21 protein-coding genes are annotated in these 17,280 nt (G+C 33.4%); 15 read left to right on the forward strand and 6 right to left on the reverse strand.

The features are described 5' to 3' along the window. The first annotated feature begins 80 nt into the window (after window positions 1–80). The 3 genes from tkt (at window position 81) to NSQ92_RS08800 (ending at window position 3,016) form a co-directional block, all read left to right on the forward strand. A complete protein-coding gene (gene tkt / locus NSQ92_RS08790; protein ID WP_047944817.1) occupies window positions 81–2,087 on the forward strand; it encodes a transketolase in 2,007 nt (668 codons plus the stop codon). A gap of 183 nt (window positions 2,088–2,270) precedes the next feature. After that, window positions 2,271–2,711: a sporulation inhibitor of replication protein SirA gene (sirA, locus tag NSQ92_RS08795; RefSeq protein WP_047944816.1), complete on the forward strand. Its 441-nt coding sequence runs from the start codon at window positions 2,271–2,273 to the stop codon at window positions 2,709–2,711. Between the two features lie 86 nt (window positions 2,712–2,797). Continuing rightward, on the forward strand, window positions 2,798–3,016 hold the full coding sequence (locus NSQ92_RS08800; protein ID WP_016205025.1) for a YneF family protein: 219 nt from the start codon (window positions 2,798–2,800) through the stop codon (window positions 3,014–3,016). 245 nt (window positions 3,017–3,261) lie between these two features. Here NSQ92_RS08800 and NSQ92_RS08805 read toward each other — a convergent pair. Continuing rightward, window positions 3,262–4,610, reverse strand: a protein-coding gene (locus NSQ92_RS08805; protein WP_341152345.1) for an IS3 family transposase whose coding sequence is annotated in 2 segments (ribosomal slippage) — window positions 3,262–4,154 and window positions 4,154–4,610 — 1,350 coding nt in all. Because the reading frame shifts where the segments join, the coding sequence is not laid out codon by codon here. Window positions 4,611–4,925: 315 nt separating this feature from the next. Beyond that, window positions 4,926–5,312, reverse strand: coding sequence for a hypothetical protein (locus tag NSQ92_RS08810; RefSeq protein ID WP_341152580.1), 387 nt, complete (start codon window positions 5,310–5,312; stop codon window positions 4,926–4,928). 718 nt (window positions 5,313–6,030) lie between these two features. Here NSQ92_RS08810 and NSQ92_RS08815 point away from each other — a divergent pair. The 3 genes from NSQ92_RS08815 to NSQ92_RS08825 all read left to right on the forward strand — a co-directional run bounded on the left by NSQ92_RS08815 (window position 6,031) and on the right by NSQ92_RS08825 (window position 7,334). After that, window positions 6,031–6,348 (forward strand): hypothetical protein, encoded by a 318-nt coding sequence (locus tag NSQ92_RS08815; protein WP_336045381.1) that lies wholly within the window; start codon window positions 6,031–6,033, stop codon window positions 6,346–6,348. A gap of 413 nt (window positions 6,349–6,761) precedes the next feature. Beyond that, window positions 6,762–6,983 (forward strand): hypothetical protein, encoded by a 222-nt coding sequence (locus NSQ92_RS08820; RefSeq protein WP_053215739.1) that lies wholly within the window; start codon window positions 6,762–6,764, stop codon window positions 6,981–6,983. 204 nt (window positions 6,984–7,187) lie between these two features. Continuing rightward, entirely contained in the window at window positions 7,188–7,334 is a 147-nt protein-coding gene (locus tag NSQ92_RS08825) for a hypothetical protein (protein ID WP_341132496.1), read from the forward strand. A 345-nt stretch (window positions 7,335–7,679) separates the two neighbouring features. On the opposite strand, the gene NSQ92_RS08830 is transcribed toward NSQ92_RS08825, so the two are convergent. Further along, the gene (locus NSQ92_RS08830; protein WP_095320057.1) at window positions 7,680–8,138 is read right to left on the reverse strand and encodes a GNAT family N-acetyltransferase; all 459 of its coding nucleotides are present in this window, start codon (window positions 8,136–8,138) and stop codon (window positions 7,680–7,682) included. Between the two features lie 522 nt (window positions 8,139–8,660). Between NSQ92_RS08830 and NSQ92_RS08835 the strand changes: the two genes are divergently transcribed. Beyond that, a complete protein-coding gene (locus NSQ92_RS08835) occupies window positions 8,661–10,415 on the forward strand; it encodes an ABC transporter ATP-binding protein (protein WP_144546025.1) in 1,755 nt (584 codons plus the stop codon). Continuing rightward, window positions 10,408–12,219 (forward strand): ABC transporter ATP-binding protein, encoded by a 1,812-nt coding sequence (locus NSQ92_RS08840; RefSeq protein WP_144546023.1) that lies wholly within the window; start codon window positions 10,408–10,410, stop codon window positions 12,217–12,219. The genes NSQ92_RS08835 and NSQ92_RS08840 overlap by 8 nt, the downstream gene beginning before the upstream one ends. 86 nt (window positions 12,220–12,305) lie before the next feature. Here the strand turns inward: NSQ92_RS08840 and NSQ92_RS08845 are convergent, their stop codons facing one another. Beyond that, the gene (locus NSQ92_RS08845) at window positions 12,306–12,506 is read right to left on the reverse strand and encodes an aspartyl-phosphate phosphatase Spo0E family protein (RefSeq protein WP_047943479.1); all 201 of its coding nucleotides are present in this window, start codon (window positions 12,504–12,506) and stop codon (window positions 12,306–12,308) included. A 170-nt stretch (window positions 12,507–12,676) separates the two neighbouring features. Here NSQ92_RS08845 and NSQ92_RS08850 point away from each other — a divergent pair, with 170 nt between their 5' ends. The 3 genes from NSQ92_RS08850 to NSQ92_RS08860 all read left to right on the forward strand — a co-directional run bounded on the left by NSQ92_RS08850 (window position 12,677) and on the right by NSQ92_RS08860 (window position 14,567). Next, window positions 12,677–13,381 (forward strand): cytochrome c biogenesis CcdA family protein, encoded by a 705-nt coding sequence (locus NSQ92_RS08850; RefSeq protein ID WP_047943480.1) that lies wholly within the window; start codon window positions 12,677–12,679, stop codon window positions 13,379–13,381. Window positions 13,382–13,584: 203 nt separating this feature from the next. Next, the gene (locus NSQ92_RS08855; RefSeq protein WP_047943481.1) at window positions 13,585–13,944 is read left to right on the forward strand and encodes a response regulator; all 360 of its coding nucleotides are present in this window, start codon (window positions 13,585–13,587) and stop codon (window positions 13,942–13,944) included. 149 nt (window positions 13,945–14,093) lie between these two features. Further along, a complete protein-coding gene (locus NSQ92_RS08860) occupies window positions 14,094–14,567 on the forward strand; it encodes a CcdC family protein (RefSeq protein WP_047943482.1) in 474 nt (157 codons plus the stop codon). A 211-nt stretch (window positions 14,568–14,778) separates the two neighbouring features. On the opposite strand, the gene NSQ92_RS08865 is transcribed toward NSQ92_RS08860, so the two are convergent. Both NSQ92_RS08865 and NSQ92_RS08870 read right to left on the reverse strand, forming a co-directional pair. Continuing rightward, window positions 14,779–15,318 (reverse strand): histidine phosphatase family protein, encoded by a 540-nt coding sequence (locus NSQ92_RS08865; RefSeq protein ID WP_047943483.1) that lies wholly within the window; start codon window positions 15,316–15,318, stop codon window positions 14,779–14,781. Window positions 15,319–15,506: 188 nt separating this feature from the next. After that, window positions 15,507–15,770, reverse strand: coding sequence for a phage holin family protein (locus NSQ92_RS08870; protein WP_047943484.1), 264 nt, complete (start codon window positions 15,768–15,770; stop codon window positions 15,507–15,509). Between the two features lie 170 nt (window positions 15,771–15,940). Here NSQ92_RS08870 and NSQ92_RS08875 point away from each other — a divergent pair, with 170 nt between their 5' ends. From NSQ92_RS08875 to NSQ92_RS08890, 4 genes are all read left to right on the forward strand, one after another. Continuing rightward, window positions 15,941–16,168 carry a DUF1659 domain-containing protein gene (locus NSQ92_RS08875; protein ID WP_328283663.1) on the forward strand — a complete coding sequence of 76 codons (228 nt, stop codon included), beginning with the start codon at window positions 15,941–15,943 and terminating at the stop codon, window positions 16,166–16,168. Between the two features lie 42 nt (window positions 16,169–16,210). After that, entirely contained in the window at window positions 16,211–16,426 is a 216-nt protein-coding gene (locus NSQ92_RS08880) for a DUF2922 domain-containing protein (protein ID WP_047943486.1), read from the forward strand. Window positions 16,427–16,519: 93 nt separating this feature from the next. After that, complete coding sequence (locus NSQ92_RS08885; RefSeq protein WP_047943487.1) at window positions 16,520–16,657, forward strand: YvrJ family protein; 138 nt, start codon at window positions 16,520–16,522, stop codon at window positions 16,655–16,657. A gap of 230 nt (window positions 16,658–16,887) precedes the next feature. After that, entirely contained in the window at window positions 16,888–17,088 is a 201-nt protein-coding gene (locus NSQ92_RS08890; protein ID WP_031537602.1) for a cold-shock protein, read from the forward strand. Window positions 17,089–17,280: the final 192 nt, after the last annotated feature.

Consider the following 17,280-nt stretch of genomic DNA (forward strand, 5'->3'; position numbering starts at 1 on the left):
GGTGCTTCTTTCTAGTGTACATATATAGAAAAAGAATCATATTGGCTACTAAAATCAAGAAAATGAGAGGATGTTGAACATTGAATACAAAATTAGATCATTTATCTATTGCTTCAATTAGAACACTTTCTATTGACACAATCGAAAAAGCTAAATCAGGCCATCCAGGAATGCCGATGGGTGCAGCACCGATGGCTTATACTTTATGGACATCTTTTATGAATCATAACCCTAAAAATCCAGAGTGGTTTAATCGAGACCGCTTTGTTTTATCTGCAGGACATGGCTCTGCTTTACTATATAGCTTATTACATTTATCAGGCTATGATTTATCCCTTGATGATTTAAAGGGGTTTAGACAGTGGGGAAGCAAAACACCAGGACATCCAGAGTATGGACATACCGCAGGAGTGGATGCTACAACTGGACCCTTAGGACAAGGAATTGCGATGGCCGTTGGTATGGCACTTGCAGAAAAACATTTGGCAGGTGTATATAATAAAAATAATTATCCAATTGTCGATCACTTTACATACAGTATTTGTGGTGATGGGGACTTAATGGAAGGAGTATCTGCAGAAGCGGCTTCTCTAGCTGGACATTTACAGTTAGGGAAATTAGTTGTGCTATATGATTCCAACGATATTTCTTTAGATGGTGATTTGGACAAATCGTTTTCCGAAAGTGTAGAACAGCGATTTAAAGCGTATGGATGGCAATATATTCGTGTCGATGATGGTAATGATACTGACCAAATTGCAAAAGCAATAGAAGAAGCAAAGAAAGATCAATCAAAACCTACATTAATTGAAGTGAAAACGATTATTGGTTTTGGTGCACCAAATAAAGCTGGAAAATCATTAGTTCATGGAGCTCCACTTGGTGCTGAGGAGTTAAAATTAACGAAGGAAGCCTATAATTGGACGTTTGATGAAGACTTTTATGTACCAGAGGAAGTTTATAATCATTTTAAAGAAAAAGTCTTAATGAATGGTGAGAAAAAAGAACAGGAATGGAAAGAACTTTTTGCAAATTATGAAAAGGAATTTCCGGAACTAGCTGAACAATTAAAAACTGCTCTAGCAGATACTTTACCACAAGGTTGGGATCGTCAAATACCTGTATATGAGGAAGGCAGCAGTCTAGCAAGTCGTGCCTCTTCCGGAGAAGTAATCAATAGCATTTCAAAAGAGCTGCCATTTTTACTTGGAGGATCTGCCGATTTAGCTGGAAGTAATAATACAATGATTAAGGGAGGAAAGGATTTTACTCCTGAAACGCCTGAAGGAAGAAACATATGGTTTGGCGTTAGAGAATTTGCGATGGGCGCAGCTTTGAATGGAATTGCCCTTCATGGGGGATTAAAAATATTTGGTGGTACTTTCTTTGTATTCTCTGATTATTTAAGACCTGCGATCCGTCTCGCTGCTTTGATGGGACTACCAGTAACGTATGTTTTCACACATGATAGTATTGCGGTAGGTGAAGATGGACCAACTCATGAACCTGTTGAGCAATTAGCTTCTTTAAGAGCAATGCCTAATCTTTCTGTCATTCGTCCAGCGGATGGAAACGAAACAGCTGCTGCTTGGAAAATTGCACTTGAGTCTACAAATAAGCCAACTGCTTTAGTCTTAACTAGACAAAATTTACCGACTATTAAAGGGACAAAAGATAATGCATACGAAGGTGTATCGAAAGGTGGATATATTATTTCTCCTTCTAAAACGGAAACCCCTGATGCATTATTAATAGCAGCAGGTTCAGAAGTTGGCTTAGCAGTTGAAGCACAAAAAGAATTAGAAAAAGACGGAATCAATATTTCTGTTGTCAGTTTACCAGCATGGGACCGCTTTGAACAGCAATCTAAAGAATATAAAGAGGCCGTTATTCCAAAAAACGTAAAGAAAAGATTAGCAATCGAAATGGGAAGTTCTCTCGGCTGGCATAAATATGTTGGAGAGGAAGGAGATGTTCTTTCAATCGAAACATTTGGAGCATCTGCGCCAGGAAATAAAGTACTAGAGGAATATGGATTTACAGTGTCCAATGTGGTCAAACGGTTAAAATCATTACTAGAAAGTTAACTCGTCAAGGATGGCTGGAAAAGGATTCTTCACCAACCAATGGGGGGATTGCATTTTCCATTCCATCCTATTTTCTTCGTTCGACAAAATAAGTCTGTTTTTTTAACACCTTGAGACACATCTTGGAGATATCCTTCTTTATAATAGAAGGAAAAGAAGTGGACAGGTTGGTGAAGATTCAGTATGAGAAGATATCAATTGTATTTAATTAAAGAAAAAATCGCTATTCACTATAATGGTAGAGAACGTTTGTTTTACAATTTATTTTCGGACCATACTAAAACAAACGATGGACCATTAAAGGAGATACTGCAAAAACAAGTGGATTTTATTACGCTTCCTATTTCTAGATGGATGATCGAAAATCAACTATACTCCGCTTTACAGAGAAACAAGAGCTTCCAATATAAAGATGGTACTTTTTATATTGAAAACGGAAATTTAAGCAGTGCAACATTAACGATAAAAGATAATTCTTTATTTATAGAAGCAAAGGGTTACTATGATGCGGAATCCATTTTCTTTGAAATTATTCGGAAATACGAACCTTCTTTCTTAGCAATTGATGTGGAAAATGGCCGATTTGGCTGGTTAAAACCAATTAAGGAAAGAAATTTTGTCTAAAATGGAGAAATTCTGTAACAGATATTGTATAATATTATCTGGTCTAGTACACTAAAGTATAGACAACATGAAGGAGGAAAAAAGATATGCCTTGGTACGCTTGGTTAAGTATTGTCGTAGCACTAATCGCCGGTATCGTTATCGGATTTTTTATTGCGCGTAAATACATGATGAACTACTTAAAGAAAAACCCACCAATTAATGAACAAATGTTAAAAATGATGATGATGCAAATGGGAATGAAACCTTCTCAAAAGAAAATCAATCAAATGATGACAGCAATGAACAAACAACAAGGGAAATAATAGGACAAGCTTTAAAGCAAGCCTATTTTTCTGTTTTGAGAAGAGAGGATTCTGTCATTATTTATAAATAAATGGTAATTCTCATCAAAATTTCTAAACCACTTTTTTCTGATTCCAAGGTTGTAGAGTGAATTTTTCATCTATCAATTTGAATGGAAGTGGTTGATTTTTCTTATTATCTATTCGAAACCACTAATCTGTATGAAAACTTCAGTGATCTGAACCCAAAAAGTTAGACACGGGATTTAGGCAGCTACTAGGGCATGAGTTCGATATTGCACCGGACTCATGCCTTTTAATTTTGTCTTAATCCGTTTGTGGTTATAGTAGTGAATGTAATTCTCTAATTCTTCTTTAAAATGCTCCATACTCTCAAATTCTTTTAAATAGAGTAATTCAGACTTTAATAAGCCAAAGAAATTCTCCATGACTGCGTTATCTAAACAATTCCCCTTACGTGACATACTTTGAGTAATCTCATGTTTCTTTAAAGCATGTTGGTACTTCTTCATTTGATACTGCCAACCTTGATCCGAATGGAGGATAGGGGTGTCACCCTCTTTCAAATGCTCAAAAGCTTTGTCCAGCATTTTCGAAACAAGTAGATAAACAGGACGCTTTTCTATGTTATAAGCGATGATTTCTCCGTTGAATAAATCTAGAACGGGGGACAAATATAGCTTCTCCCCGTGTAGATGGAATTCTGTTACATCCGTTACCCACTTTTCGTTTGGTTTCGATGCTTTAAAATCACGTTCCAAAATATTTGGGGCTATTTTCCCTACTTGCCCACGGTAGGAACGATATTTTTTCATACGCACAAGACACTTTAATCCCATCTCATTCATAAGACGGCGGACTGTTTTATGATTTATTTTGATGCCTCGGTTATGTAATTCTAATGTGATCCGACGATATCCATATCGTCCCTGATGTTCATCAAAAATCTCCTGAATTAACTCTTTAACTTCCTTATATTTATCTGGGCGATCCATTTGTTTTACCCAATAGTAATACGTACTACGCGCAATACCAGCGACCTTTACTAGATCAATCACTTTAAATTCTTGCCTTAATTCATAAATTATTTGCGCTTTGTCCTGTTCTGTAGTTTTTCCTTTTCTTGAATTAAGGCATGTAACTTTTTTAAGTAAGCATTCTCCATCCGTAAACGTTCATTTTCAGCTCGTAATGCTTCTTCAGACCCTTCTACTGGTTGAGGTTTATTCGTTTCCTTTTTCATTGGTGGGCGCCCCTTTTGTGTTGGTTTCAGGGCGTCAATTCCATGTAATTCAAAACCTTTTTGCCATTTTAGAATGGTACTATGTGTTGCAATGTTAAATATTGCAGCAGTTTCCCTTATAGACGTCCCTGTCTCTCTCATATAATTCAGTACGTCTAGTTTAAACTGTGTTGTATAAGATGTATAGGGTTTTATTAAAGCATCGGCACCATGATATTCATATTGTTTTATCCAATTTAATAAGACTGTATGATGTACCCCTATGGATTTCGCAATAAATTTTACCCCCTCCGTTCCCTGTAGATAACGAATAACTGCTTCTATTTTTTCCTCTATATTAAATTTAGACATATAAAAACTGCACCTCCAACTGTTAGTTTGTGTCTAACAATTGGGGTGCAGTTCACAGCAGAGAGGTGGTTTTATTTTGTTTTTGGTAGATGTTTTGAATGAGTATATATATCACTGCAAGTACATTAGTTAATTTACTTATCTCTATGAATAACAAATTAGATGCTCAACCTAAAGATGCATGATGATTTTAATACACTATTTAAGACAATTGAATTTCATTGTCTTTTATTAATCGTCAATAGACTTTTATCTTATATTGAAATGGCTGACTTTAGAATTTTATTCACTCTAAAGTCAGCTTGAAAATATTAATTAATCATATTGTTTATACTTAGAAAATTTATATAAGAATTCCCAATATTCATCAGCAAAACCACTTTCTGCCCATAATTCACCGTAAGCGTCAATATGTGCTTGTATAATTTGCTTTTTAGTCTTTCGTGGAGCGGTATACCAAGGAATCTTCTTACTCATTCTTTGAGTGATTTGGTAGTGATAATTGTATTTTGGTATGAAAATAGCTAACATTTTACCACTACTTGTACCTAATTTACTAGCAAATCTCTTTTCAAAAATATGATGTCTTTCCCATCCTTTTCCTTTATAATTTTTAGGAGCAGAAATATTTTGTAGAGTGCTATATTTTCTTATACCTTTAGATAGCGCAGGTTTAAGTACAGTAGTGCTACCTTCTATCATTCTCTTAACGCCACTTACAGCAGGTATACCTGGGAATACAACAGCGGCTCCATCAGCAACTACCCAAAAACCATTCCAAAAAGTTTTGTTCTTCTTGTATTCTTTTAAAGATAAAGAAAACTAGCAATATCAAAAATTGTATCTACTGCGAACAAACTGACATCAGAATTAATTGGAGCTTCTATTAACTAAGTAGATAGATAGTATTTTACTTGTTGGATATTGCCTTCCAAATCAGTATAGTTTAATAGTAAACCATTGGTTGGTTTAAATTTAGGATTGAGATTTTTTATTTCTTGTAATTCACTTGGCTCAAGAGAAACTAATTCATAAGATGCGTTAATATCATCACTTGATAATATCAAATCATCTAAATAGCCATTCAATGAGAGTGGAGTAATTTGTTCTCCTAAGATTAAAGAGGATGTTTCTTTGTCAATAGTTCCAAAAGTAATTTTTAATTGATTGCTAACTGGAACCGTATTATTCCGGATTTGATTTTCGTTTGCGGAAATACTTGATGGTAATAAAGAGAAACATTAAAAAACTATAGATATGGTTACTAAAAGGAATTTTATACTTTTATTCTTCATTACGTCCTCCGAAATTGGTAATATTTACTAAGAAACTTTTGTAATTATATTAACATATATTGTAAAATACTAGTAGATATTTTCTTAAATTGTGAGGGGTATTTTAAATATAGGAGGGATATTCTATGAGAGTTATTTATAGTGTATTAAGAGAAATTGATAAAGGTGCATCTTTACCGACTGCAGAAGACTATGGTTTTAAGCAGAGAGAATTTGAAAATTTTATATTTGATTTGGAAAAAGGAGGATATGTTGAAAGAGTACTTAGAATGGATACGTTTTTCTCTTTGAAGCCAGCGAGATTAACCAAAAAGGGACATGATATTCTAGAGGAATACAAGGAGCTAGAGAAGTCTTACCCGAAAAACAAGAAAGATATTATTAAGTGGATACAAGCTGATAGAGAAATGTACTCTAATGACGCTGAGGAAGAAGACTATTAATTTATATGTTAATTTATAAAATAGGAAGATTGCAATTAAACAGGGATTTTAACCTTTTAGCCCATTAAGGGCTTTTTATTTTGAAAATAATGTAAAAAAAAAACTAAGGATAAAGTATGTTTTAAATGTTAATATGGACACTTAACAAAAAAAGATGTCAACTTATAATTATAAAAGTAACTATTAGAAATCAGCCGGATTCAATTTTGAATCGAGGTTACTTAAAGGGAAAGATTATAATGGAGACTATCGCTTTTAGCGACTTTATGAGTAGAAATTACAAAAAAAGATAAATACTACGCATCCAAAAAAAGTAGTGAAAAAAGTGATTTAGGAAGGTAGTTAGGCGAGTAGGCACTTCCATCTCAATCCTTTTATTATTAGCTAAATCTGCCTTTGCTGGTCATACTGCAATGGAAGCACTAGCACATGCTTTAGATCCGTTAGTTGATGTCCTAGTTGCGCTATCTATTTCAGTTGCTTCAGTAATTATTGTAGGTGGATGTTTCTTTTTTATGCTTGGAAAGAGTGAGAAGGGATGGAGTTTGATAATGAATGTTGGATTAGGTTATGTATTGATTCAAATCAGTCCGTTAATATTGAATATGTTAAAAGATATAGGGAATGCTTTTTAAGGACACGAGAATAAAATTCTGAAGATGTTATCAAAATTACAATACCGTCTATTTCTTGTTAAAAAGAAAAATAAATAAAAGTTAGTCAGTTTTTTAAGGTCTCTATGGGCAAGCTATATTAATCGTGGTATATTTTTCATAATAGATTAGTAGAATTGAATAGATAATAAAACCTTGGTATATCAACATTTTTATAGATTATAATTGATTTTTTATGAAACCTTCGCAAAAGAAGATCAACCAAATGATGGCAGCAATGAACAAACAACAAGGGAAATAATAGGACAAGCTTTAAAGCAAGCCTATTTTTCTGTTTTGAGAAGAGAGGATTCTGTCATTATTTATAAATAAATGGTAATTCTCTTCAAAATTTCTAAACCACTTTTTTCTGATTAAATATGAAGAAAGTGGTTTATTTGTATTTTGATAAAAATTCAATAAAAAGAAGACAAAATTTCAAGGCAGAGGACGACAAGACATGATGGAATCAACTTATCATTTCCCCGGAAACCGCAAAATATGACAAAAAGTTCAGTAGATTCATCAATCATGTGAAAGATACCTAATGAAGACAGCCTTGCTCTATTGCAGCTGGAAATTGCGCTTTTTAAGTGATTAAATATGCCGAACAATCACAAAAAAATTGTAATTGTTCGGCTTTAATTCTGTGGGATTACATATATATCAGCTATGCCTTCATTTAATCACAATATTTTTGATAACAGCCATTTCTTTGCCGAATCTGTTCCCTAAATCTTGAAAACCTAAACGGGAATATAAGTGATGTGCAGATTTATTTTCAGGATGGTAGCCAACGGCAATTTTTTCTACAGTGACTAGTTTCTTCATTTCATCTATCATTAATAGAGTAGCTGCTTGGCCAATGCCTTTTCCTTGATATTCTCTGTCAACCATTATTCTGTATATCCAATGACCATCTAGTTCCTCTTTTACAGTGTTAAACATTAAGAAACCTACTATTTTCTCCGCAAAATAGATGGCATATGGTTGTAAAGTAGGTTCAAACTTGGACTGGGCGATGGAAATAGCATTTGGTTCGATATATTTTTCTTGTTCCTCGGAAACTTTCAATTCACAACATCTATACCAATTATTTTCATTTAAGCTAACAAGCTTTACATCTACAGGATTCAATTCTTTTCCCCTCTCAAAATCGGGAATCCATCCTATTATTAATTAGGCGTTTCCCCTTGGATTTTGTTAACTATCATCAATTTTCTATTCATCATAATGAACGCCACCTTTTATACAATTTGAAAAATCAATCTAAAACAATATCCTTTAAATTATATCATAAATTCTGAAATTTCCGTCAGGGAAATAAAAAATTCAGTAGATCAGTTTCGAAATATTCGAACGAAAGTTCTGTTATAGTTGACAGATAACTTATGACGATATTAAACTTAAGATGTATACGAACGTATATTCGCAAAGGGGGGAAGGAGGCGAATAATTTAGAAGAAAGCCATTCAAGCAAAATAAGAGGTGTTATGTCAGCAACACCAATAAATGCTGGGAAGATGAACTAATATTTTCACTCCATTAAATATTTTGAAAATATAATAAAATTTCTTTCCAGTTCCTAAATATTTTGCTAAACTAGTGAAGGGTATTTTTACATATTTAGTTGCCAATAGATAAGAGGGTGTGTATGGTTTGAAAGTTTTTTTAAATTTAAAATGGTATTTTATACAGGAGAAGAAATCCTATGTTGGTGGGGTCTTTCTGTTGATTTTAGTTGCAATCCTTCAGTTGATACCTCCGAAAATAGTTGGGATAGTCGTTGATCATATTCAAGGCAGAACATTAAATTGGAGCAATTTCTTACAGTGGATAGGCGTTTTAATTGTTTCGGCATTAGCAATGTATGTACTTCGTTATTATTGGCGGGTAATGATATTCGGGTCCGCTGTAAAGCTAGGAAGATTATTGAGAAATCAGCTGTATAGTCATTTTACAAAAATGTCTCAGTCTTTCTATCAGCGAAATCGTACTGGAGATTTAATGGCACATGCAACAAATGATATACAGGCGATTCAACAGACAGCAGGGCAAGGGGTGCTCACTTTAGTAGATTCATTGGCAACAGGTGGCTTTGTTATTATTGCAATGGCTACAACGATCAGCTGGAAGCTTACCCTTATATGTTTATTGCCAATGCCGTTAATGGCTGTATTAACAAGCTATTATGGTTCTTTAATACATAAGTACTTTCATCAAGCCCAGGCTGCTTTTTCATCGTTAAATGATAAAACGCAAGAAAGCATTTCTGGAATAAAAGTCCTAAAAACCTTTGGGCAAGACAAAGAAGATGTCGAAGACTTTCGCAGGTCCTCACTTGAGGTAGTTGATAAAAATATTAAAGTAGCTAGGGTCGATGCCCTATACGATCCTACAATATCTATTATTGTCAGTATTTCTTTCTTTTTGGCAATTGTATTTGGATCCCGGTATGTTATTACTGGAGAACTTAGTTTAGGACAGCTCGTTTCTTTTACTACTTATCTTGGTCTGTTAATATGGCCAATGCTTGCGTTTGGATGGCTTTTTAATATTATGGAGAGAGGGAGAGCTTCATATGACCGAGTTACGGCATTATTGGAAACCAAGGTCGATATTATCAATAAGCCTACAGCTATCACAACGGCGCCAGCTGGGGATATTGTGTATGATTTAAAATCTTTCTCTTATAACCATAAAATCGATGTTCTGAAAAATATTCACTTTTGTTTAAAAAGAGGGCAGACATTAGGGATTGTCGGCAAAACAGGAGCTGGAAAAACGACGCTTTTAAAATTGTTATTTCGAGAATATGATCATTATGACGGAAGAATTATGATTAATGGAACAGAAATAAAAGAAATAGATTTGGATGCATTGCGAGTGTCCATTGGATATGTACCACAGGAACACTTTCTATTTTCTGCCAGTATCCGCGAGAATATTGCCTTTACTAATCCCAATATTTCAGAGGAAGAAATCCATCAGGCCGCTGTATTAGCAAATATTCATGATGATATTCTTGGATTCACAGACGGTTATAATACGGTAGTTGGTGAAAGAGGAGTATCTTTATCTGGGGGGCAGAAACAACGTATTTCGATTGCGAGAGCACTCCTGATGAATCCGGAAATACTTATTTTAGATGATTCTTTATCAGCAGTGGATGCAAAAACGGAAGAAAATATTTTGACAGCCCTAAAGGAAAATAGGGAAGGCAAAACAACGATTATCACTTCCCATCGACTAAGCGCTATTGAACATGCCGACCTTATTATCGTATTAGATGAAGGGGAAATTATTCAAAGCGGGAACCATCAACAGCTTGTAAAGGAAAGCGGCTGGTATAAAGAAATGTACCATCGCCAGGCTTTAGAAGTAATGGTAAGCATGGGGGATACAAATGGATAAAACAATTAAACTCACAAGTGAACAGCAAAGAAAAGTATTATTTCGATTACTAGGTTATATAAAACCACATAAAAAAGCGGTTATGATTGCATTCGGCCTCTTAATTTTATCGACATTGGGCGAATTAGCAGGCCCCTACTTAATTAAAGTCTTTATAGATGATTACTTAACACCAAGAAATTTAGCGGTTCAGCCATTAACTGTTTTGGGAATTACCTATATTTTTATCCAAATAATGAATGTAGTCATTATGTATTTTCAATTATATAAGTTTCAAGAAATTGCTTTATATATTATTCAACAGCTTCGAGTTGATATATTTTCGAAGATTCATACACTTGGACTCCGCTATTTTGACAAAATACCCGCTGGAAGTATCGTCTCCAGAGTAACAAATGATACAGAAGCAATTAAAGATATGTTTGTCAGTGTCCTTGCGACTTTTATTCAAAGCGGATTTATGATTTTCGGTATTATTATTGCTATGTTTGTTTTGAATGTTAAGCTTGGGGCAATCTGTTTAATTTTACTGCCAATCTTAGGATTTATTATTTATACGTATCGGAAATATAGCTCAAGCTTCTACCAAGATATAAGAGAACGATTAAGCCAATTAAATGCAAAACTTAGTGAATCTTTACAAGGAATGAATATAATCCAAGTATTTAGACAAGAAAGAAGATTGAAAAATGAGTTCGATGATATTAATACTAAGCACTATCAAGCAGGAATGCGTAATATCAAGTTAGAAGGGTTACTCCTCAGACCTGCCATTGACCTTGTTTACGTACTTGGGCTTATTCTTGTTTTAAGCTATTTTGGAATATCTTCTTTTAACAATCCGATTGAAATTGGGGTATTATATGCCTTTGTAAGTTATTTAGATCGTTTTTTTGAGCCAGTCAATAATATGATGATGCGCCTATCACTTTATCAACAAGCAATTGTATCTGCCTTTCGCGTATTTACCGTATTAGATGAAGAAGATATGGAGCCAACTCTCGTTTCTGATAGCAAAAATAAAATTGAAAATGGTGTGATAGAATTTAAGGATGTCACCTTTTCTTATGATGGGAAACAAGATGTGTTGAAAAACATTTCATTTACGGCTAAAGAAGGGGAAACTGTTGCATTAGTAGGACATACAGGAAGTGGAAAGAGTTCTATTGTCAATCTACTTATGCGGTTTTACGATTTTGGAAAAGGGGAAATTCTGATTGACGGCAAATCATTAAAGTCTTTCAGTAAAAGAGAACTTAGGGAAAAAATGGGGTTAGTACTTCAAGATCCATTCCTATTTTATGGAACAGTAACAGATAATATTCGTTTATATAATAAGGAAGTAACGGAGAAAGAAGTTATCGAAGCAGCTAAGTTTGTGCAAGCTAATCAATTCATTGAAAAGCTAGAAGATCAATATAATCATAAAGTGGTAGAAAGAGGTTCTGCTTTTTCAAGTGGACAGCGCCAGCTTATTGCATTTGCGAGAACCATTTTGACAAATCCGAAAGTACTAATATTGGATGAAGCAACAGCCAATATTGATACAGAAACGGAAGAAGCTATTCAACTTGCATTATCGAAAATGCGTAAAGGCAGAACAACCATCGCCATCGCTCATCGCCTTTCTACCATTCAAGATGCAGATTTAATCTTAGTGCTTCACAAAGGAAACATTGTGGAAAAGGGTAACCATCAACAACTTCTGCAACAAAAAGGATTGTATTATAAAATGTATCTACTACAAAATGGAGCTGCCGATTCTATTGAAGAGACAGTAGAAGATAAAGTGGAACTAACATAGATATTTGGTTTCGCTTTAGCAGTACAAAATTAAACCGAAGTTCGCTAATTTAGCAGTGAACTTCGGTTTTTTTGTTTCTTTCTCTTTTACATATTCCATTGTTTTTTTGATTCTCGGAAAGCAGGAAACTCATTTTTGAGATTTATTTCATTATATTTATTTAGTAATACATCTAATTCTTGACTGCATATAATGGCTGAGGAAGATGAAAAACCATGTTTCATAGCAATCTCAATAAGCTCTGTACGCTTTAATTCAATTTGAGTAAGCAATTGCTTTTTTAGCATGGTTAATTTTCCTTTCCGTCTAAATTCTGTTATTTAATAAATGTTAATAGTGGAAATTAATTTACTTAATTATATCTATTTTTGGAAGTAAATGCAAAAATATCGCAAAGATACATAAATAGACTGTACAAGCATATAGTTATAGGAATTGGAGAGAGGAGCGATAAATAGTGGTAGATATAAATTTTTTTATTGCATTAGGCGCAGGTTTTTTGAGTTTTATTTCTCCATGCTGTTTACCATTATATCCTGCCTATTTATCCTATATTACCGGAATGTCTAGCGGGGAGTTAAAGGAGGGGAAAATACTTAATAATGCTAGTTTTCTACATACAATTCTATTTCTTTTAGGGTTTTCGATTATTTTTATCGCCCTTGGTTTTGGTTCCTCCTTGATCGGAGAATATTTTAAAGTATATCAAGAAGAGATAAGAAAAATTGGTTCACTTATCATCATATTCTTTGGTCTTACTATCATTGGATTAATAAAGCCTAAATGGTTAATGAAAGAATATCGGTTTTCTTTTAAGACAAGACCAACTGGTTATCTAGGATCTATTTTGATTGGATTAAGTTTTGCGGCAGGGTGGACTCCCTGCAACGGACCGATTCTAGCAGCAGTTCTATCTTTAGCAAGCCTGCATCCAGAAACAAGCTTACTTTATTTAGGTGCATATATTATCGGATTTGCACTCCCATTTATTTTTTTATCCTTTTTTATTTCTCATTGGAATATGCTTAAAAAGTATAGTGTGCAGTGGACGAAAATTGGCGGTTTTTTTATGATTGTGATGGGAATATTATTGTTTGTAGACGGAATGAAATGGTTAACACGTGTTATCTCACCAATTTTTGGTGATTTTCAAGGTTTTTAATCATTTTTCCACGCTATAATACTCTATAAGCACAATAGTATGATATTTATAATAGGATGAATTACATAATTTTATCCCATGATTTGTAAAGAATAATGCCGAAATACATTGAAATTATGATAAAGATTCGCTATATTGGATAGGTATTATTAATTTATTTACCTATTAGATATGGTGTTTTCGGTTGTTGAGGAGGAAGTAAGATGGCTCGAATATTGATTGTGGATGATGCAAAGTTTATGAGATTAACACTCTCAAACATTTTAACTAGAGCGAATCATGAAGTTGTTGGAGAAGGGGAAAACGGGAAGGAAGCAATAAGATTATACCGTGAATTGGATCCAGATTTGGTCACAATGGATATTACAATGCCAGAGATGAACGGATTAGACGCAGTTAAAGAAATTAAGAAAGAATTTCCCCAGGCAAAAATTATTATGTGTTCAGCAATGGGCCAGCAAAAAATGGTGGTAGAAGCAATTGAAGCTGGTGCGAAGGATTTTATCGTGAAGCCTTTTGATGATACCCGAGTATTAGATGCAATAAATCGAGTTTTAAAATAACAAATATAGTAAATGCTTTTAGAGGATATGATATAATCGTATCCGTTTTTCTTTGTGTCTACTTATATAAATAGACAGCGTACTTATCTTAATGGTAAGATTAAAAGTATTCTAAAGCATTGATAAAAGGTTAGTAAAGGGGTTTTTCTATGACTTCTGTCATAATTTCAACATGTATCGCAGTGTTTATGGGCGTCTTTTTTATGGTTATGAGAATGAAAGCGGCTAAAAAGCCAGTTTCACCAAAGAAAATTATATTGCCGCCTTTTTTTATGAGTACTGGAGCTTTAATGTTTATTTTTCCATACTTTCGTATTAGTGGACAAGAAATTTTAGAAGCAGCCATTGCTGGAATCTTGTTTTCTTTTTTATTAATTAAAACAACAAAATTTGAAATAAAAGATAATGATATATATTTAATTAATTCAAAAGCATTTATCTATATATTATTTGGACTTTTAGCAATTAGAATTGTGGCCAAGTTTATTCTAAGTAGTTCCATCGATGTTGGCCCATTAGGAGGCATGTTTTGGATGCTTGCTTTTTGTATGATTGTTCCATGGAGAATTGCCATGTTTATTAACTATAAAAAATTAACAAAGAATTTAAGTACAACTAATTAACATATACACAAAAACTAGCTGGATGATTACATATCCAGCTAGTTTTTTAGCTAAAAGAGATGGAGAAAGAGGTCAATACATATACAAAGATTAGAAATAATAAAGGTGATTGAATTAATAGACAGCAGCAAGTTTCTTACATTTGTCGCGGTTTTGGGCTAATCAAAAGCAGATGATAAGATTCATAATCTACCTGAACTTATGCTATTTTTTATTTCCATAAACGTTCATAAATTACTTTATTACCGACATTTTTTAAAAGGTATATGTCAGGATTACTAAGATTTTGCCAATCCTCAAACCCGAAATTTTTATTATAAAAATTTAAAAGTAATGACATTAGATTCCCATGTGTAACAATAAGTGTATTTTCAGATTCACTGTTAAAAACGTCTTCTACAATATTTACTATTCGTTTCATTGCTTCCTGACTGGACTCTCCACCTTCAAATGTTAACTCAATATCTTCAAATGTTGCTTTTAATTTATCTAACCAGTCAGAAAGACTTTCAGTGCTTAATACACGTTCTGTTAATTTTCTATTAATCTCTATCTCCAGATTTAATCGCGTTGCAAGTGGCTGTATCGATTGAATAGCACGCTTATAAGGACTCGAAATAATACGGTCGATATTAATTTCAGCAAAAAAATTAGATATTTCTATTGCTTGTTTAAATCCTTTATCCGTAAGGTGTGCTTCTGACAGCTGGCCTTCAGCCTCACAATGTCTTATAATATAAACTTTCTTCAACTAGACTAGACCACTCCAATTATAATATGTAAATTTATATTAATTTTTTATAACACAATAAGTGGATTCAACGATTCAAAAATTTAAATGATAGAGTCGATTATTCTTTTGCAGTAGCCAAAAGGAAATCGACTCTTATCGTGATAGATCCCTTCATCGAGCAGTCCTACTTTAATTTGTCATCATTACTATTTGGATTTATCCTTAAAAATCGTCTGTTTTACAAGCTGGTGTCCAAATACAGATACGCCTGTTGCGATAATTCCATTTGTTATAGCTTCAAATGTCATTCCATAAGCAAAAGCAGCTAAGGAAATGGAGGTTAGAAGAAGAATCCAAATGATCAACCAATCAGAGATAATGGGGGTTTGTTTAAGCGCATAGCCAATAATCCATAGGACAGGTACTAATATATAATAATGTTCTAGTAGAAAACCCTGTAACCATTCCAAAGTATCTTCCCTCCTTTATTTTACATGATTATCATATGCACTGATGAGAAAATCTGATTGTTTACATAACCATTCTCATTTCAGAAAGTACTATTAGCATGCTTGTAAAAAAACAACTGTCTTTTTTGTCTTTTTCTCTCTATGTAATAGTTGAAAGGAGGTGAGAGGCAATGGCACAGGCACTTTGGAATGAAGCAAGTTTAAAGTTGGCTTTTCTAAATGGGATGAAAGAAAATGGGGATCCGAATCTTGTAATAAAGACGTTTAGAAATTTAAATGAAACAGCTACTCCAGAACAAATTTACGCAGCTGCACAAGGACTGACATCATTAGTGACCTATTCTTTATATTCAGTTGAACGAAATGATATTTCAGAAATTGTAGAAGTAGAAGCTTAGTGATTTACACATTAGAGAAAAAAATAGAAAGGAGAAATCATAATGGCAAAAACACTAGAGATAACATTTGAAACGAATAATGGTAAAAGTTCAAAATTATCCCTTGAAAGTCCGATTGAACCAGTTAAGTCTGAAGAAATATTATCTGTCATGCAAAGTATTATTGCATCCAAAGTTTTTACTTCAAATAACGGTGATTTAACGGCGGTAAAAGGAATTCGACTAGTGGAAAGAAAGATTACAGATTATGAAATTTAACGTATAAATAGCAAGTTAACAGTTTACCTATTACGCTGGGAATAATTGATACACCTAAAACGTAATAGGTAACTTTATTGGGAGGCGTTTAGAGTGGATGAGGTTATATCATTTATAAGCCAAGTAGGGTTTCCGATAGTTATCAGCTTTTATCTGCTGAATCGTATCGAAACAAAGCTAGATATAATGATAAAATCTATTCAGAGTTTACCAGAATTAATCAAAAAGTAGTAAATCGCTTAAAAAATGACCCGAAATTATAATTATCCGAAAAATGAAAGGGTTTTCTATTGACAATAATAGTTAAAAATGTTAAATTTACATTAACCGTTATTGACGTATTTAGTATGTTATTTATTCAATCAACAACTTAAAATGAGAGATTAATAGCCAAATGCTTATGCGTGAAAATGGTAATTTAAAGATGAAGCTAGCAAGCTTTTTTAGGAGGATTTTTTTACATGAAAAACGGTAAAGTAAAATGGTTTAATGCAGAAAAAGGGTTTGGATTCATTGAAGCTGAAGATGGCAATGACGTATTTGTACACTACTCAGCGATTCAAGTAGAAGGCTTTAAATCTCTAGAAGAAGGCCAAGACGTATCATTTGAAGTTGTTGAAGGTGCTCGTGGACCTCAAGCAGCTAACGTTACTAAAATATAAGGATAGCTATTCTTCATATATAAAAGGTCAAACCAAAAAATTGGTTTGGCCTTTTTCTTTTGATAATCTGTCAAACGAATAATGACTCCTTTTATAGAAATAATTGATTTACTCCTTCTCCCACATCCTCATCTTTTCATAGTTTGTTATAATAAAAGAATATATTCTTTTATTTATAATGAATATACAAAA

Origin of the sequence: Niallia sp. FSL M8-0099 (genome assembly GCF_038006945.1) — a bacterium.
Classification (GTDB): domain Bacteria; phylum Bacillota; class Bacilli; order Bacillales; family Cytobacillaceae; genus Niallia; species Niallia circulans.

Excerpts from the sequence above, each read along its gene's own strand:
- sirA (WP_047944816.1), top strand. The coding sequence starts at position 2,271 with ATGAGAAGATATCAATTGTATTTAATTAAAGAAAAAATCGCTATTCAC.
- NSQ92_RS08800 (WP_016205025.1), top strand. The coding sequence starts at position 2,798 with ATGCCTTGGTACGCTTGGTTAAGTATTGTCGTAGCACTAATCGCCGGT.
- NSQ92_RS08810 (WP_341152580.1), bottom strand. The coding sequence starts at position 5,312 with ATGATAGAAGGTAGCACTACTGTACTTAAACCTGCGCTATCTAAAGGT.
- NSQ92_RS08815 (WP_336045381.1), top strand. The coding sequence starts at position 6,031 with ATGAGAGTTATTTATAGTGTATTAAGAGAAATTGATAAAGGTGCATCT.
- NSQ92_RS08820 (WP_053215739.1), top strand. The coding sequence starts at position 6,762 with ATGGAAGCACTAGCACATGCTTTAGATCCGTTAGTTGATGTCCTAGTT.
- NSQ92_RS08840 (WP_144546023.1), top strand. The coding sequence starts at position 10,408 with ATGGATAAAACAATTAAACTCACAAGTGAACAGCAAAGAAAAGTATTA.
- NSQ92_RS08845 (WP_047943479.1), bottom strand. The coding sequence starts at position 12,506 with ATGCTAAAAAAGCAATTGCTTACTCAAATTGAATTAAAGCGTACAGAG.
- NSQ92_RS08855 (WP_047943481.1), top strand. The coding sequence starts at position 13,585 with ATGGCTCGAATATTGATTGTGGATGATGCAAAGTTTATGAGATTAACA.
- NSQ92_RS08860 (WP_047943482.1), top strand. The coding sequence starts at position 14,094 with ATGACTTCTGTCATAATTTCAACATGTATCGCAGTGTTTATGGGCGTC.
- NSQ92_RS08875 (WP_328283663.1), top strand. The coding sequence starts at position 15,941 with ATGGCACAGGCACTTTGGAATGAAGCAAGTTTAAAGTTGGCTTTTCTA.
- NSQ92_RS08880 (WP_047943486.1), top strand. The coding sequence starts at position 16,211 with ATGGCAAAAACACTAGAGATAACATTTGAAACGAATAATGGTAAAAGT.
- NSQ92_RS08890 (WP_031537602.1), top strand. The coding sequence starts at position 16,888 with ATGAAAAACGGTAAAGTAAAATGGTTTAATGCAGAAAAAGGGTTTGGA.